The sequence below is a fragment of the Skermanella mucosa genome, assembly GCF_016765655.2.
GTDB classification, from domain to species: Bacteria; Pseudomonadota; Alphaproteobacteria; order Azospirillales; family Azospirillaceae; genus Skermanella; species Skermanella mucosa.
The window spans coordinates 5,947,095-5,962,784 of record NZ_CP086106.1 but is presented as its reverse complement, the minus strand read 5'-3'; the positions used below and the strand labels follow the sequence as shown (position 1 = coordinate 5,962,784).

General features: G+C 62.9%; 16 protein-coding genes. 1 reads left to right on the top strand and 15 read right to left on the bottom strand.

What is annotated here, in order from left to right; all coding sequences use genetic code 11:
* Positions 1–158: 158 nt before the first annotated feature.
* Positions 159–383 carry a (2Fe-2S)-binding protein gene (locus JL100_RS36910; RefSeq protein WP_202684825.1) on the bottom strand — a complete coding sequence of 75 codons (225 nt, stop codon included), beginning with the start codon at positions 381–383 and terminating at the stop codon, positions 159–161.
* Between the two features lie 795 nt (positions 384–1,178).
* Between JL100_RS36910 and JL100_RS27635 the strand changes: the two genes are divergently transcribed.
* On the top strand, positions 1,179–1,406 hold the full coding sequence (locus tag JL100_RS27635; protein WP_202684824.1) for a dodecin: 228 nt from the start codon (positions 1,179–1,181) through the stop codon (positions 1,404–1,406).
* 372 nt (positions 1,407–1,778) lie between these two features.
* Here JL100_RS27635 and JL100_RS27630 read toward each other — a convergent pair whose 3' ends face one another.
* From JL100_RS27630 to JL100_RS27565, 14 genes are all read right to left on the bottom strand, one after another.
* Positions 1,779–3,113 (bottom strand): amidohydrolase, encoded by a 1,335-nt coding sequence (locus JL100_RS27630; RefSeq protein ID WP_202684823.1) that lies wholly within the window; start codon positions 3,111–3,113, stop codon positions 1,779–1,781.
* 98 nt (positions 3,114–3,211) lie between these two features.
* Entirely contained in the window at positions 3,212–4,420 is a 1,209-nt protein-coding gene (locus tag JL100_RS27625; protein ID WP_202684822.1) for a benzoate/H(+) symporter BenE family transporter, read from the bottom strand.
* A gap of 40 nt (positions 4,421–4,460) precedes the next feature.
* Positions 4,461–5,255 (bottom strand): 3-oxoadipate enol-lactonase, encoded by a 795-nt coding sequence (gene pcaD, locus JL100_RS27620; protein ID WP_202684821.1) that lies wholly within the window; start codon positions 5,253–5,255, stop codon positions 4,461–4,463.
* A 92-nt stretch (positions 5,256–5,347) separates the two neighbouring features.
* Positions 5,348–5,989 (bottom strand): CoA transferase subunit B, encoded by a 642-nt coding sequence (locus JL100_RS27615; protein ID WP_202684820.1) that lies wholly within the window; start codon positions 5,987–5,989, stop codon positions 5,348–5,350.
* Between the two features lie 39 nt (positions 5,990–6,028).
* The gene (locus JL100_RS27610; protein WP_202684819.1) at positions 6,029–6,730 is read right to left on the bottom strand and encodes a CoA transferase subunit A; all 702 of its coding nucleotides are present in this window, start codon (positions 6,728–6,730) and stop codon (positions 6,029–6,031) included.
* Positions 6,731–6,832: 102 nt separating this feature from the next.
* Positions 6,833–7,723 (bottom strand): BKACE family enzyme, encoded by an 891-nt coding sequence (locus JL100_RS27605; RefSeq protein WP_228420935.1) that lies wholly within the window; start codon positions 7,721–7,723, stop codon positions 6,833–6,835.
* Between the two features lie 18 nt (positions 7,724–7,741).
* Complete coding sequence (locus JL100_RS27600; RefSeq protein ID WP_202684818.1) at positions 7,742–9,121, bottom strand: MFS transporter; 1,380 nt, start codon at positions 9,119–9,121, stop codon at positions 7,742–7,744.
* A 203-nt stretch (positions 9,122–9,324) separates the two neighbouring features.
* The gene (locus JL100_RS27595; RefSeq protein WP_202684817.1) at positions 9,325–10,134 is read right to left on the bottom strand and encodes a 1,6-dihydroxycyclohexa-2,4-diene-1-carboxylate dehydrogenase; all 810 of its coding nucleotides are present in this window, start codon (positions 10,132–10,134) and stop codon (positions 9,325–9,327) included.
* On the bottom strand, positions 10,131–11,150 hold the full coding sequence (benC, locus tag JL100_RS27590; protein ID WP_202684816.1) for a benzoate 1,2-dioxygenase electron transfer component BenC: 1,020 nt from the start codon (positions 11,148–11,150) through the stop codon (positions 10,131–10,133). Before benC ends, JL100_RS27595 begins: the two co-directional genes overlap by 4 nt.
* Before the next feature lie 67 nt (positions 11,151–11,217).
* Positions 11,218–11,709, bottom strand: coding sequence for a benzoate 1,2-dioxygenase small subunit (gene benB, locus JL100_RS27585; RefSeq protein ID WP_202684815.1), 492 nt, complete (start codon positions 11,707–11,709; stop codon positions 11,218–11,220).
* An 11-nt stretch (positions 11,710–11,720) separates the two neighbouring features.
* Entirely contained in the window at positions 11,721–13,082 is a 1,362-nt protein-coding gene (benA, locus tag JL100_RS27580) for a benzoate 1,2-dioxygenase large subunit (RefSeq protein WP_202684814.1), read from the bottom strand.
* Positions 13,083–13,151: 69 nt separating this feature from the next.
* A complete protein-coding gene (gene catA, locus JL100_RS27575) occupies positions 13,152–14,066 on the bottom strand; it encodes a catechol 1,2-dioxygenase (RefSeq protein WP_202684813.1) in 915 nt (304 codons plus the stop codon).
* A gap of 49 nt (positions 14,067–14,115) precedes the next feature.
* Complete coding sequence (gene catC, locus JL100_RS27570) at positions 14,116–14,406, bottom strand: muconolactone Delta-isomerase (RefSeq protein WP_202684812.1); 291 nt, start codon at positions 14,404–14,406, stop codon at positions 14,116–14,118.
* A gap of 83 nt (positions 14,407–14,489) precedes the next feature.
* On the bottom strand, positions 14,490–15,644 hold the full coding sequence (locus JL100_RS27565) for a muconate/chloromuconate family cycloisomerase (RefSeq protein WP_202684811.1): 1,155 nt from the start codon (positions 15,642–15,644) through the stop codon (positions 14,490–14,492).
* Positions 15,645–15,690: the final 46 nt, after the last annotated feature.

The following is a 15,690-nucleotide window of genomic DNA, read 5'->3' as shown; positions in this document are numbered from 1 at the left end:
CCAGGACAGGGAGGTATTCAATGAGTCATCACCGCTTACAGCTAAGCCGTTTCAGATTGGGGAAGTATGGATGATTATCGAGCCTAGCGCTCCAGCCAATTAAGTCATCCCGGGGAGTGTCGTCGGCGCCTGGGATAGTTGCCAGGAGACTGCCCCCATCATCCAGTAGCCTGCAGCTCGACATGATAGATATTGTCATGACGCGCCGGCGGGCTCAAAAGACTTTCGGGACCTTTGACCATGTGCCGCACGGTGGGTACGCACTTCCCGCATTGCGGAACGCAACCGAGATGGCGAAACAGGCCGGACGGTGTTGATATTCCTTTGCGGATCGCCGTGCAAACTTGCTTTTCCGTGAAAGCGTTGCAGATGCAGACGTACACTGCTCTCTCCCTCAGCTTTTTTTCTTGGATAGATCTATTCGTATCCTGAGGGAACTATCGCAGTTCGTATCCAGTAGACGCCAATACTTTATACGTTTAACTTTATACCTACCAGGTATGCAGGCTGAGGGTCTTTTGCAGAAGCGCAGTATAGCCCGCAGCAGGGCCGAAAGCCGGCAATCAGTGGAAACTATCCTCTTGACGGCCACATCAGAAATACTACTATAAACTTCAGTAGGTATAGGAAACATAATTCCTGACGGCTGCGGCATGACCCTCGCAGGCACGTATCCCCAGGACGTTTTCTTGCCGAAGCAGTCCGCCGTGGCAGGAGGTTCGATGATCCCACCCGGACAGAACGCCGCGTAGATCCCGTCGGCAAACATCCGACCGGCCGGGGAGCGGCAATCGGGATGAGCGTAGCCCATAGGAGGTTAGGTGGATAAGCCCCAGCAGGAGGCCGCCTCGACTTCCGCGATACAGATCCGGATCACGGAATAGCGGCATGACACGGATACGGCCCGGAGAGAGCCAAAGGGTTCATAGGCAGTGAGGCGGGAGCCCACCACCGCTCTCTCCGGACTTGTTCTCACACCGAACTTATAGTTACCCCAAGTCTACAGGCTGGATTTATCCTTGTGACAGTTCCTGGCCCCCAAGTCTGTATGTCGAACGGCAGTGCCCGGCGTGTGGATTTACTGGTCGTTGCCCACGATCCCCCTCTGACTTTACCCAGGTTGACGCGCGGATTAGCCAGAACATCCTGAAGAAATCTTCATTAACAGGAGGTCCAATTTGAGCGACCACATCTACAAGATCATTCAGCTCGTTGGTTCATCGCCGAGCAGCGTAGAGGACGCGATACAGAACGCGATCGCACGGGCATCAAAGAATCTGAAACATCTTCGCTGGTTTGAAGTTCTCGAAACCCGCGGGCAGATCAAGGGAGGGAAGGTGACGCACTATCAAGTAACTCTCAAGGTCGGTTTCACCTTGGATGACACCCTTGACCCTGGCGCCTGAAGGTCCTAGACGACGATTTACGATTTGGCGGCATTCGGCCAAACTCCTCAGGGGTTCTGGACTTCGGCAGCGCTGTCTCTGGCAATGCTGTCTCTTTAGCACGCCCGTCACCATAAACCCCGTCCAACATTAGAAGTCCAACATCAGAAGCTGGCGGGAGTCTGTCACTGGACGCCAAACAGTCGGCGCCCGCTGCATAAGGCTGCAATCAGCCCCTCCTGCTGATCTCAAAAACCGGGACGGCGACTTATCAGGTCGGGATAGGCGCCGCCGTTCTTGAACAAGGTGACCTCCTCGGCCGAGGTTCGGCCGGGAAACCGATGATCGCGTCAAGGAAGTCTGCCTGTCAGCTTTGTTGTTTTGAGGTCGTCGTCACTTGGTCGGTGATGCAAGATAGTTGACGGCCAGTGAGGCCATAGTCCGGGCGCCGACCACGAGCGCTGCCTCATCGACGAAGAAGTTGGGGCTGTGGTTGGGAGCGGCCTTTGTGGGATCCTGACCGTCCGGCGTTACTCCCAGGAAGACGAAGAGGCCGGGCGCCTCGCTCGCATACACCGAGAAATCCTCCGACGCGCCAACCGGCAGGGAGCGACGGATCCTGCCATCGGCCGCACGTTCCAGCGCCGGCAGCATGCGCCCGGTCAGCTCATCGTTGTTGACGGTGGTGTCGTAACCGCGGCTGATCGACACTTCCGCCGTGGCGCCGGCGCTCTCGGCGATCTTTTCAGCGACAGTGGTGATGTCGCGGTGCACCTGATCGCGGATCGCTTCGTCGTAGGTCCGGATCGTGCCCGTCATCGCCACCGTCTCAGGCACGATATTGGCGCGGGTCCCTCCATTGATGGTGCCGATCGTGACCACGGCAGGGGAAGTCGTCAGATCGACCTTCCGGCTGACGATGGTCTGCAGGCCGTTGACGATCTGCGCCGAGGTCGTGATCGGGTCTATCGTCTGCCAGGGCATGCCGCCATGGCCCTGTTTGCCGGTCACCTTGATTTCGAGATTGTCGCTGCTGGCCAGGACTGCACCGGCGCGGTAGGCGATCTCGCCTGACTTTCCGAGCATGACATGCAGACCGAAAACCGCATCCGGTCTGGTGTCAGCGAATATCCCTTCCTTTACCATCAGCTTGGCGCCCGAGATCTGGTCCGACCCAGGTGGATGCAGGCTCGAGCCCTCCTCGGCCGGCTGGAAGATGAACTGCACGGTGCCGGGAAGCTGGTCTTTGAGACTTGCAAGCACCTCGGCCGTCGCCATCAGCATGGCGGTATGGGCGTCGTGCCCGCAGGCGTGCATCACATCGACCTCCTTGCCCAGGTATCGGGACCTGGCCCGGGAGGCGAAAGGCAGTCCTTCGGGCTCCTTGACGGGCAGGGCATCCATGTCGGCGCGCAGGGACACTGTCGGGCCGGGCTTTGCCCCTTTCAGGACGGCGACCACGCCGGTCCGGGCGACGCCGGTCCGCACATCAAGCCCGAGGCTCCGCAGGTGATCGGCTACGATACCTGAGGTCCTGGTCTCCTGGTCCCCGAGTTCGGGATGCTGGTGGATATCCCGGCGCCAAGCGATCAGCTTTCCCTCTATCGAGGCGGTCTTGTCCCTGACAGCCGCCTCCAGGGAGACGGAATCCGCCTTTCCGGCGTGCGGGCAGACGAGCAACACTGCCGCCGCCAGGGCGAAGGTCGAGATATATTGCGCGCAGTACATATTAAGTTTCCTCCTCGCTCGTAGTTTTTGAAGAACAGGTTCGCCATGACATGCCGGAGCCGATGTCCGCGAAGGTCAAAGTGCCGTGGCCGGCAATGCTAAGCTTTATTGAGCACCAAGTAAGCAAAACCGCCGATTACTACCCCCCAGAAAGCGGAACCTAGGCCCAGAAAGCTCATGCCCGATGCCGTTGCCAGGAAGGTGATGACGGAGGCCTCGCGATGGTCCTCCTCCCGCACCACCGCGGTGAAGTTGGCGGCGATCGCGCCGGTGAGAGCGAGCCCGGCGAGGACGGCTATGAACTCTCTGGGCAGTGCGGTGAAGACCATCACGATCGTGCCGGCGAAGGTCCCGCCGATCAGGTAGAACACGCCATTGGCGATCCCCGCGACATAGCGCCTGGCAGGGTCCTCATGGGCATCCCTCCCTGTACACAGCGCGGCGGTGATGGCCGCAACGACGATGGTGATGCCGCCGAAAAGCGCCACTCCAAGTGATGCCAGGCTGGTGGCGGTGATGATCGGCCGCGCCGGCGTGCGGTAGCCGGAAAGGTGCAGGATCGCCATGCCGGGCAGAAACTGCCCCGTCAAACTCACCAGCACCAGAGGAAGGGCGAGGCTCAGAGTGGTGCCCCAGGCCCATTCCGGATTGATGAACACCGGTGTCGTCAGCTGCAGTTCGAGGACCCCGATGTTGGTGGTGCCCAGCAGCATTGCCAGGATGACGCCGGATGCGAGCACCAGAACGATGGAGTAGCGCGGCACCAGGCGGCGGAACACGACATAGGCGACCACCATGCCAAATGTCAGCGTCGGCATGGTGGTCGCCGACTTGAAGGCGTTGACCCCGAACTGGAACAGAATGCCGGCCATCATGCCCGCGGCGATGCCCGGCGGAATACGCCGCATGATCCTGTCGAAGGAGCCGGAGATGCCGATCAGGAAGATGATCACCGCGGCGGTGATATAGGCGCCGACCGCCTGATTGAGCGTGATGGCGGGAAACAGTGTGATCAGCAATGCCGTGCCCGGAGCCGACCACGCCGTGATGACCGGCACCCTCAAGGCCCAGCTCAGGAGGATGCCCGACACTCCGGCTCCGATCGAGATGCCCCATATCCAGGAGGCAATCATGTCGCCGGACACATGGGCGACGTCCGCCGCCTGGAAGAAGATCACCGCCGGGCCTGAGTATGAGATCAGCACGGCGAGAAACCCGGCCGCGATGGCGGACACCGACCAGTCCCGGCTCAGCGTCGGTTTTCCGGGAGTTTCCGTATTTTCGGTACCGGCGGCGGATTTTTGCATGACCATCCTCTGGCAGGAGTTCGCGCTGGCGCGGGAAGCATCAGGCTGACACGGCGGCACCGAGGAAGCCGAGCAGGTGCCGGTTGACACGGTCGGCCTGCTGGATCGCCAGGATGTGCGCCGCATCCGGCAGGATCACAAGTTCCGAGCCAGCGATGCGCGCGCGGATATCCTCCATCAGTGCGACCGGCGTTGCCAGGTCATCGGCCCCGGCGATGATAAGGGTCGGTGTGGTGATCAGCCCGATATCCTGCCGCAGGTCCATGTCCCGGATGACCCGGCAGCAGGCCGCGTAGCCGCCCGGATCCATGTGCAGGAAGCGCTCGCGCACCGATGCCACCTTTTGCGGGAAGGCCTGCGGGTATGGAGGCGTGAACCAGCGGGCAATGACGGCATCGCTGATCGCCGCCATGCCATCCCGGCACACCGTCACGGCACGCTGTTCCCAGGCCTCGGCCGGCGGCAGGTAAGCCGCGGTCGCCATCAGGGTGAGACTTGTGGTCCGTTCCGGATAGCCCAGCGTGAAGGCCTGCGCCGTCATGCCACCGAGCGACAGGCCGACGATGTGCGCCTTGGGCAGACCGAGAGCATCGAGCAGACCGGCCAGATCATCGGCGAGATCGTTGATGGTGGTGGAACGGTCAACGGCCGTGGACCGGCCATGGCCGCGGGTGTCGTAGCGCAGGCAGCGGTAGTGCCCGGACAGCGCTTGTGCCTGCGCATCCCACATTTCCAGCGTGGTGCCGATCGAGTTGGAAAAGGCCACGACGGGCGCTCCCTCGGGACCACTCAGCGCATAGTGCAGATCGACGTCGTTGACGGTGATCGAAGGCATGGAACCACCTTTCCCGGGTGCATTTGCTGGATATCGGCAAGGACAGACCTTGGATGATCCGTTGGTCTGCCTTCTCAAAAAACTACCGGGTGTCAGACCACGACCTTGAACTCCGCCTCGGTCCTGGCCTTGATGTCGTCCACGGTGACGCCGGGAGCGATCTCGATCAGGGTCAGGCCGCCGCCGGTCTCATTGACCTGGAATACGCCCATGTCGGTGATGATCAGATCGACCACGCCGGCCCCGGTCAGCGGTAGGGTGCACTTGTTCAGGATCTTCGGCTCGCCGTCCTTGGAGGCGTGCTCCATCACCACGACCACCTTCTTGACCCCGGCGACCAGGTCCATGGCGCCGCCCATGCCCTTGACCATCTTGCCCGGGATCATCCAGTTCGCGAGGTCGCCGTTGGCCGCCACCTGCATGGCGCCCAGGATCGACAGGTCGATATGGCCGCCGCGGATCATGCCGAAGCTGTCCGCGCTGCTGAAGTAGCTGGTCTTCGACAGTTCCGTGATCGTCTGCTTGCCGGCGTTGATCAGGTCGGGGTCCTCCTCCCCCTCGTAGGGGAACGGGCCCATGCCGAGCATGCCGTTCTCGCTCTGCAGCGTCACCTCGATCCCTTCGGGGATGTAGTTGGCGACCAGCGTCGGGATGCCGATGCCTAAGTTTACATAGAAGCCGTCCTGCAGTTCCTTGGCAGCGCGCGCCGCCATTTCCTCACGTGTCCATGCCATGATCTCTATCCTCTTCTTGATTTTCAGTTGCTCGGCTCTTCAGGCGCGCTTGCGGACGGTGCGCTGCTCGATGCGCTTCTCGGCATCGGGCACGTGGACGATGCGCTTGACGAAGATGCCGGGGGTGATGATGTGATCCGGATCGATCTCGCCGGGCTGCACGAGGTGCTCGACCTCGGCCACGGTGACCTTGCCCGCGGTCGCCATCATTGGGTTGAAGTTGCGCGCGGTCTTGCGGTAGACGAGGTTGCCTTCGGTGTCGCCCTTCCAGGCATGGACCACGGCCAGATCGGCGACCAGCCCGGTCTCCATCACGTACTGCTCGCCGTCGAACTCGCGGACTTCCTTGCCGTCCGCGACCGAGGTGCCGACGCCGGTCCTGGTGAAGAAGGCGGGGATGCCGGCGCCGCCTGCGCGGATGCGCTCGGCCAGGGTGCCCTGGGGATTGAACTCGATCTCCAGTTCGCCGGCCAGGTACTGCCTGGCGAAGGTCTTGTTCTCGCCGACATAGGACGAGATCATTTTGGCGATCTGGCGGGTTTCCAGCAGCATGCCCAGGCCGACATTGTCGATGCCCGCGTTGTTGGAGATCACGGTCAGGCCCTTCACCCCAGAATCGCGGATCGCCTCGATCAGAGTTTCCGGAATGCCGCACAGGCCGAAGCCGCCGGCCATGATCGTCATGTCGTCTTTCAGGAACCCGGCCAGTGCCGAGGCCGCGTCAGGACATACTTTTTTCATTCCCGGTTTCTCCCGTGATTACGTTTTTGGTTGGGAGGATAGGGCAGGTGGGGTCGGATTCCGAACTCACCTGCCCTTCATCCGCAGCTATCAACCTCACCGTCAGGCTGCGAGTCCCAGCATCGACCGCGCTTCAGCGACTGTCGCCGGGCGGGCATCGTACTCGGCGCAGAGATCGACGGCCATCCTGACCAGTTCGGCATTGCTGCCGGCCAGCCGGTCCTTGGTGATGCGGATGTTGTCTTCCAGACCGGTGCGGACGCCATCACCGCCGCGCTCCAGCACCCAGCGCATGACTTGGCTCTGATGGCGCCCGATGCCGGCGGCAGTCCATGTTGCCTTGGGAAGGACGCGCTTCAGTTCGGCGAGCAGGATGTCCAGCAGATGTTCCTCCGCCGGCATGGCGTTCTTGACGCCCATGACGAACTGGACGTGCGGACGCTCACTCATCAGCCCGGCATCGACCAGCCGGCGAGCACCATGGAGATGCGACAGGTCGAAGACCTCGATCTCCGGCAGGATGGCATGCTCCTTCATGCGGGTCGCCAGATCGACCACCAGGGCCGGCGAGTTCTCGTACACGATGGTCGGGAAATTGACCGAGCCGGTCGAGAGCGACGCCATGTCGGGCTTCAGGTAAAGCGCACTGCCGCGTGCCGCCTGATCGCGACCCCGGCCGCCTGTCGAGAATTGCACGATCATGCCGGGGCAGTGCTTGCAGATCCCATCCTGCACTTGGGCGAACAGGGCAGGGTCCGAAGAAGAGCTTTCATCCGGATTACGGACGTGGATATGAACGAGCGAGGCGCCTGCCTCGAAGGCCTCGTGGGTTGACTCGATCTGCTCGGACACGGTCACCGGCAAGGCGGGATTATCTTTCTTGCGCGGAACCGATCCGGTAATCGCGACGGTGATGACGGCTGGCCTCATGATCTTCCTCCACTTTCTTGATTGAAACCCTGGATTCCCGGGCACCTTGAAGGTGCCCGGCACTTCCTCCTGGGGACCGCCTTAATGCTGCAAAGCGACTTTCCCGGTGTCGAGGCCATCGGAAGCCCCTGGTGCCGTGTGGTGCACCGGCTGCGGCGCCAGCTGGCCCTTGAGGAACATGGACAGGCCGGCGATGATGACCGGGATGCCGACGATCGCGAAGGCAACGGGCAGGCCCAGGCCGCTGGCCAGGACGGCGCCGCCGAACATCGAGCCCAGCACCGAGCCGCTGCGGCCGACCGCGTTCGCCCAGGCAACACCGGTGGCGCGGCTGGCCGTCGGGTAGTATCCGGCCGCCAGCGCATTGACCCCGACCTGCGAGCCCGCCAGGCAGAACCCCGCCCCGAAGACGGCAAAGGACAGCAACCACGGCGACGCCGTCGAGCTTCCGATCAACGCGATGAACAGGGCAGCCAGGGCGTAGAAGGAGCCGAGCACGGTGTGCGGGTTGACCCGGTCCATCAGGGCGCCGATCAGTAGGGCCCCCGCGGTGCCGCCGAGCTGCAGCATCATCGACATCAGTGCTGCTTCCTTGAGGGTCATGCCGGCGCTGCTGATCACGGTCGGCAGCCAGCTCGCCAGGAGATAGAAGACCAGCAGGCTCATGAAGAAGGTGAGCCAGATCAGCAGAGTGCCAGTCACCAGGCCCGGCTGGAACAGCTGCCGCACCGGTGAGCCCTTGGGCTTGGTAACGCCGGTATAGGCGACACCAGTGAGATCGGCCTCGGGGGCTATCCTGTGCAGCACCGCCGTGATCTGCTCGGCGGGCGCATTCTTCAGCACCAGGAAGCGCACTGACTCAGGCAGCGTCAGCCACAGGACCGGAGCCAGCGCCAGCGGCAGGATGCCGCCGATCAGCAGGACCGACTCCCAGCCATATCCCGCCACCAGCTGGGCGGCGGCGAGGCCTCCGAATGCCGATCCCAGCGTGAAGCCGCAGAACATCAGGGTGGTCAGGAACGAGCGACGCTTCTCGGGGCAGAACTCCGAGGTCAGCGTGATCGCGTTGGGCATCGCACCGCCCAGGCCCATGCCGGTCAGGAAGCGCAGGATGGTCAGCTCGGTGATCGAGGTGGACCAGGCCGAAGCCAGGCTGGCGCCGCCGAAGAAGATCACGGTGAGGATGAGCGAGTACTTGCGCCCGATCTTGTCGGCCAGTGGGCCAAAGATGAAGGCTCCAACCATCAGGCCGAACAGCCCGGCGCCGAACAGCGGCGCCAACTGGGCCGCCGTGACACCCCATTCAGCTCTGAGAGCCGGGGCAATGAACCCGATTGCGGCGGTGTCGAAGCCGTCGATCGCCACGATCAGGAAGCAGAGTGCGATGATCCTGATCTGGTAGGACGACAGCTTGTGGTGGTTCATGAAGTCCTGGACGTCAATGGGGCGTGTTGGCGCCATATCCCTTCTCCCTGCAAGTGTTTGTTGTCGTGAGTTTGGGGGCGAGCGCACCTCGGGCGGTGCGCCAAGGTTCTGTTCACCCTGGACGTTGTCTGGCGTGATGAATTCTCAGACGCCATCCAATATTTGTTTTTATTATTCTAGTAGATCTTCTTATCCGTGTGGCTGGAGAGCCCCCTTAGGTCACAGTCGGATCAGCTTCTTCAGCCGAGATCGCCGCCGGCGACCGGCAGGGTTGTGCCGGTGATGTACGAGGCCTCGTCGGAGGCCAGGAACAAGATGGGCGCCGCCTGCTCCTCCAGCGTGCCGTAGCGCTTCATCAGGCTGGATGAGATCGTCTGATCGACGATGCCCTGGTACCAGACCTTCTCGCGCTCGTCCTGGACTGTCGGGTTGCGCGGGATGCGCCGGGGCGGAGCCTCGGTGCCGCCGGGGGCCGTGCCGACGACCCTAATGCCATGCTCGGCATACTCGAAGGCGAGCGAGGCGGTGAGCGCGTTGACGCCGCCCTTGGCCGCCGCATAGGGCACCCGGTTGACGCCGCGGGTGGCGACCGAGGAGACGTTGACGATCACACCGCCACCCTGCTTGAGCAGGGCGGGAAGCACCGCCCGGCAACACCACAGCGTCGGGAACAGGGAGCGCCGGACCTCGGCCTCGATCTCCGGCTCGCGGTACTCGCCATAGGGCTTGGTCCAGATCGTGCCGCCGACATTGTTGACCAGGATGTCGATCCGGCCGAACCGGTCCAGCGCCTGGCCCATGGCGCTGTCGGCACCGGAGTAGTTCTCCAGGTCAGTCGTCACCGACAGCGCCGGCGCACCGAGACCCTCCAGTTCCGCCCGGACCTCGTGGACGATCTCCGCCCGATCCACCAGCACCACGGAGGCGCCCTCGCGGGCGGCCCCCAGGGCCACGGTGCGACCGATGCCCTGTGCGGCACCCGTCACGACCATCACCTTGCCCTGGAAACGCCCGCCGGAACGCCCCCTGACTTGCCCTGTGCCGGTCATGACGCACCCCCTTCGCTCGGCGTGAACTTCTCGTAGTGGAAATTCACCGGGTTTACGCCCTGCTCCCGGAAGAAGGTCCGGACCGCCTCGACCATCGGCGGCGGACCGCAGAGATAGACGTCCACATCGCCGGCATTCAGGTGCTTGGCCTCCAGGTGATGGGTGACGTAGCCCTTGAGCGGATGGTTGCTGCCCTTGTCGGCGACGCAGGTGGCGAAGGTGAGGTTCGGGATCTTCTTGACGTACTCGGCGATCGTCTCGACCTCGACCAGGTCGCCGTCGGTGGTGACGCCGTAGACCAGGTGGATCGGCTGCTCGCAGCCGGTCTCCGCCACCCTGCCCAGCATGGACAGGAACGGCGCCAGCCCGGTGCCGCCCGCCAGCATCAGCACCGGGCGCTTCGTGTCGCGGAGATAGAAGCTTCCCAAGGGTCCCTTGAGTGTCAGCTTGTCGCCCGGCTTGGCCCGCCCGGTCAGGTAGCCGCTCATCATCCCGCCCGGCACGTTGCGGATCAGGAAGGTCGCGACATCCGAGCCCGGCGGTGAGCTGAACGAGTAGGAACGGCTATCCAGCTCGCCCGGCACCAGTATCTTGACATACTGGCCCGGCAGGAAATGCAGCCGGCCGGCGTCCTCGACCTTGAGCGACAGGCTGATCGTGCTGTCGGACAGTTGCTCAACGCTGATGACTTCGGCCTGGAAGTCCGTGACCTGGGTCTTGCACACCTCTGAGGCGGCGTCGATGCGAAGGACCAGATCGGTCTGTGGCTTCATCTGGCAGGTCAGGCAGTAGCCCTCTTCCGCCTCCTCGTCGGTCAGGGCGTCCTCGATGTAGGAGCCGCCGTCGTAGCGCCCGGACTCGCAGAAGCTCTTGCAGGTGCCGCAGGCGCCGTCGCGGCAGTCCAGCGGAATGTTGATGCCCTGGCGGTAGGCGGCGTCCGCCACCGTCTCGCCGGGGTTGCTCTCGATGAAGCGGGTGACCCCGTCCTCGAAGTTGAGCGCGATGTTGAAGCTCATGGTCATCCTCCCTGATCACGGCATCCGAAAAAATGCTGATCAGATGTGGCCAATCGGATATGCCCGATCAGATGTGATAGATGTCGATGACGTGATGGATGTAGTCGTTCTTCAGCACGACCTTCTTGTTCTTGATCAGCGGCCGCCCGCCCGAAGTGTCAAGCGTGTAGAACGAGGTTCCGAAATATGTGTCGGTCAGTTTGTACCTGAAGTTCAGGGTGAACCAGTTGAAGCGCAGCTTGCAGACGCCATCCTGCTGCTCCAGGATCTCGACATTGGTGATGTTGTGCGAGGTCCGCGGCTCCGGCAGTGACGTGGCGCTGGATCGCTCGGTCTTGATGCGGAATACCCGGTCCTCCAGGCCGCCGCGGTTGCCGTACCAGATCAGCGAGATCTCGCGCTGCGGGTCGGTCACCAGGGTGCCGTCGTCGTCCCAGGCCGGCATCCAGAACTCGGCGTCCGGTGCGTAGAGCTGAAGCCACTCCTCCCACTGCTTGTCGTCGAGCAGGCGGGCTTCGCGGTAAAGGAAGGCCAGCAGGTCTTCGTACGTGATCGTCATGTCGGCCTCCCTTACGACTTCTTTGCGTTCTTTTCAGCGGCTTCGGCCTCAAGGGCGCGCCGCATGGTGTCTTGCCAGTACTGGTGCTGGACGACGAACAAACCCTCGTCCTCGGTCAGCTTGCCGCTCATCAGCGGCCGCAGGCCAATCTGCTTGGCGTTCTCATCGGCGCCGTGAACCCAGTGCTCGGCGCCGCGGCTCAGGTCGTTCCAGGGGGCCGCCTTGCCCATGTAGCCGATCTGACAGGAGCGGAATTCCTCCAGGTCGTCCGGGGTCGCCATGCCGCTGGCGTTGAAGAAATCCTCGTACTGCCGGATACGCTGGGCCCGGGCCGAGGCGCTCTCGTTCTTCGGCGCGATGCAGTAGATGGTGACTTCCGTCTTATCGACGCTGATCGGCCGGTACGTGCGGATCTGCGAGCCGAACTGATCCATCAGGTAGACGTTGGGGTAGAGGCACAGGTTGCGCGAGATGCCGATCATCCAGTCCGCCCGCGCCTGCCCGTATTGGGCGACCAGCTCGTCACGGCGCTCGTAGAGCGGCCGGTCCTCGGGATTAGACCAGCGGGTCCACAGCAGCAGGTGGCCGTGCTCGAACGAGTAGAAGCCGCCGCCCTGCTTGGCCCAGCCGCCGGCATCCATGGCGCGGGTCATGTCCGGGTTGACCGCCGTCTTGCGCCGGCTGGTGGTCGCCGCATAATTCCAGTGGACCGCGCTGACGTGGTAGCCGTCGGCGCCGTTCTCGGTCTGGAGCTTCCAGTTGCCGTCATAGATGTAGGACGAGGAGCCGCGCAACACTTCCAGCCCGTCCGGCGACTGGTCCACGATCAGGTCGATGATCTTGGCCGATTCATCTAGGTACTCGGCCAGCGGCGGCACGTCTGGGTTGAGGCTGCCGAACAGGAAGCCGCGGTAGGACTCGAACCGGGGCACCTTGGTCAGGTCGTGCGAGCCGTCCTTGTTGAACTGCTTCGGGTAGCCGGCGCCCTCGGGGTCCTTCACTTTCAGCAGCTTGCCGGAGTTGTTGAAGGTCCAACCGTGGAACGGGCAGGTATATGTCGCCTTGTTGGCTCGCTTGTGGCGGCACAGCATGGCGCCGCGGTGGCTGCAGGCGTTGATGAAGGCGTTCAGTTCGCCGTTCTTGTTGCGGGCGATGAAGATCGGTTGCCGGCCCATGTGGGTCGTGTAGTAGTCGTTCTTGTTGGGGATCTGGCTTTCGTGAGCAAGATAGATCCAGTTGCCCTCGAAGATGTACTTCATCTCCAGCTCGAACAGCTCGGGATCGGTGAAGATGTCGCGCTTGGCGCGGTAGAGGCCGTTCTCCTTGTCCTCGACGATGGCCGCGTCGATCCGTTCCATGAGATGGGTATCCATGGTGCTTCCTCCGTTGATCTTTGTTAGTCCCGCCCCTCTCGCCGACAAGCGGGAGGGGCAGTGCAAGGGTCAGGCGGCGGCCCGGGGCCGGTCGATCAGGGTACTGGGCACGCCTTCGACGGCATGCGGCAACGCGAAGTTGAAGGTGATCGTGGCGAACGGGCGATCCACGCCCTTGTCGCGGAGTGCCGCTTCGTCGGTGTGGTGCGTCACGTCGGGGATCAGTTCGTCCCGCGTGGCGAAAGCGAAGTCCTCGTGGATGTACTTGTCGCCCTGGATGTTGATCTGGGTCGTGAGCTGCCGAAATCCCGGTGCCGAGACGAAGAAATGGATGTGCGCCGGGCGCTGGCCGTGGCGGCCTAGCAGGTTCAGGAGCTTCTGCGTCGGACCGTCGGGCGGGCAGCCGTAGCCGGACGGCATGATGCTGCGGAAGCGGTAGCGTCCCTCGGCGTCGGTCACGATGGTGCGCCGCAGGTTGAAGGCGCTCTGGCTCTTGTCGAAGTATGAGTAGTTGCCGAGCGAGTTGGCGTGCCAGACTTCGACCAGCGCGCTGGCGATCGGCGCGCCTTGCGTGTCGGTCACCTGGCCGTCCATGAACAGGATCTCGCCCGTGTCCGTGTCGTCGTCCAGTCGGGCCTCGCCCTGGCAAACCGGAGCGCCGGCGACGTAGAGCGGCCCCTCGATGGTGCGCGGCGTGCTGCCCGGCTCGATGCCGACCCGCGCCTCCTTCTCGTCGAGCCGGACATCGAAATAGTGATCGATGCCGAGACCGGCCGAGAGCAGGGCGAACTCGTTGCGCTGTCCGAGCTCGGTCAGGTAGCTCAGTGCCGACCAGAACTCTTCCGGCTGGACATCGAAGTCGTCGATGACGTTGAAGAGGTCGAGCAGCATGCGATCGACGATCGCCTTGACCCGCGGGTTGGGCTCCCTGATCTGGGTGCCGCTGATGCGGTCAACGAGCTGCTTGATCTGTTCCTTTTGCATGGTTTCTCTCCCTTGGCATTGATTGTTGGATTGCTCGCCGGTTGCGAACTCAGGTGTCGTCCCCACGGATGGACGAGGGGTGGCGGCACAGAGGCGTGACCTTCATCTTCATGAAGGGGAAGAGCGGCAGCGACGTGAGGATCGCGTGCAGCTCGTCGTGGCTCTCGACGTCGAAGACGCTGGTGTTCGAGTAGTGACCGACCACGCGCCAGAGATGGCGCCACTTGCCGTCCCGCATCAGCTGCTGGGCCCGCTCGCGCTCGACGCGCTTCAACTCGTCCGCCGCGCTGGGTGCCATGTCGTGCGGCAGGCGGACTTCCATTTCGACTTGGAACAGCATTGTTGTTCCTCCATGGTTATAGTTGACTGCTGACACTTCACCGGGCAGATACGCTTCTATTGTTTCTCCAGAACGCTGTATTTTTAAAGTTTTCCTGGAAAGCTGTGCGTCCGTGTGCCGGCCCGGTCGCGGCGGAAGAAGTCGATACGGTCCGGATCCAACTCGACGCCGAGGCCGGGCTTGTCCGGTACCTTCAGGGCGAAATCGCCGTAGCCCAAAGGCTCGGTCAGAATCTCTTCGGTGAGGAGAAGTGGTCCGAAGAGTTCGGTACCCCAGGCAAGCTGGGGAAACGTCGCGAACAGGTGCGCCGAGGCGATCGTGCCGACGCCGGCCTCGAGCATCGTGCCGCCATAAAGCCCGATGCTGGCGGCATCCGCGATGGCCCCCACCCGTCCGGCAGCCTGCAAACCGCCCGACTGCGCGATCTTAACCGCGAAAACATCCGCCGCTGCCTGGATCGCGAGGTCGAAGGCGTCGTCCGGTCCGTGGAGGGACTCGTCGGCCATGATCGGGATGATGAAGCGGGCAGCAAGCCGCGCCAGCCCGGAGCGGTTCGCCCTGGAGATCGGCTGCTCGACCAGATCCACACCGGCATCTTCAAGCATCGCCAACCCGCGGGAAGCACTGGCCTCATCCCAGGCCTGGTTGACATCGACCCGCACGCTGGCTTTATCGCCGAGCGCCTTCTTGATCGATGCCACATGAGAGACGTCATCGGCCACCGCGCGCTTGCCGATCTTCAGCTTGAAGATGTTGTGGCGGCGCAGGCTCAGGACATGCTCGGCCTCTTCAATGTCCTTGGCGGTGTCGCCGCTGGCCAGCGTCCAGGCGACCGGCAACTCATCGCGGTGGCGTCCGCCCAGCAGTTCGGAGACCGGCAGGCCGACGCGCTTGCCCATGGCGTCCAGCAGCGCCGTTTCCACCGCCGACTTGGCGAAATGGTTGCCGATGACGACACGCCCGATCCTGGCCATGGTCTGGCCGACCCGGGAGGGGTCGCAAGTCCTGAGAACGGGTTCGAAGTAGGTATCGATGGCGAGCTTGATGCTCTCCGGGCTTTCCTCGCCGTAGCTCAGGCCGCCGATGGTCGTGCCTTCGCCGATGCCGACGATACCGTCCGAGCAGTGGAGGCGAACGATCACGATCGTCTGGCGATACATCGTCGCCATCGAGAGAACATGAGGCCTGATGGTCGGAAGATCGACCAGAAAGGTCTCGATCTCTTTGATCTGCAACATTATTTTGATGCTCCCTGAGCTCCCTATGGCCAGAAAACTAAGTCTT

Excerpts from the sequence above, each read along its gene's own strand:
- JL100_RS27630 (WP_202684823.1), bottom strand. The coding sequence starts at position 3,113 with ATGTACTGCGCGCAATATATCTCGACCTTCGCCCTGGCGGCGGCAGTG.
- JL100_RS27625 (WP_202684822.1), bottom strand. The coding sequence starts at position 4,420 with ATGCAAAAATCCGCCGCCGGTACCGAAAATACGGAAACTCCCGGAAAA.
- pcaD (WP_202684821.1), bottom strand. The coding sequence starts at position 5,255 with ATGCCTTCGATCACCGTCAACGACGTCGATCTGCACTATGCGCTGAGT.
- JL100_RS27615 (WP_202684820.1), bottom strand. The coding sequence starts at position 5,989 with ATGGCATGGACACGTGAGGAAATGGCGGCGCGCGCTGCCAAGGAACTG.
- JL100_RS27610 (WP_202684819.1), bottom strand. The coding sequence starts at position 6,730 with ATGAAAAAAGTATGTCCTGACGCGGCCTCGGCACTGGCCGGGTTCCTG.
- JL100_RS27600 (WP_202684818.1), bottom strand. The coding sequence starts at position 9,121 with ATGGCGCCAACACGCCCCATTGACGTCCAGGACTTCATGAACCACCAC.
- JL100_RS27595 (WP_202684817.1), bottom strand. The coding sequence starts at position 10,134 with ATGACCGGCACAGGGCAAGTCAGGGGGCGTTCCGGCGGGCGTTTCCAG.
- benC (WP_202684816.1), bottom strand. The coding sequence starts at position 11,150 with ATGAGCTTCAACATCGCGCTCAACTTCGAGGACGGGGTCACCCGCTTC.
- benB (WP_202684815.1), bottom strand. The coding sequence starts at position 11,709 with ATGACGATCACGTACGAAGACCTGCTGGCCTTCCTTTACCGCGAAGCC.
- benA (WP_202684814.1), bottom strand. The coding sequence starts at position 13,082 with ATGGATACCCATCTCATGGAACGGATCGACGCGGCCATCGTCGAGGAC.
- catA (WP_202684813.1), bottom strand. The coding sequence starts at position 14,066 with ATGCAAAAGGAACAGATCAAGCAGCTCGTTGACCGCATCAGCGGCACC.
- catC (WP_202684812.1), bottom strand. The coding sequence starts at position 14,406 with ATGCTGTTCCAAGTCGAAATGGAAGTCCGCCTGCCGCACGACATGGCA.
- JL100_RS27565 (WP_202684811.1), bottom strand. The coding sequence starts at position 15,644 with ATGTTGCAGATCAAAGAGATCGAGACCTTTCTGGTCGATCTTCCGACC.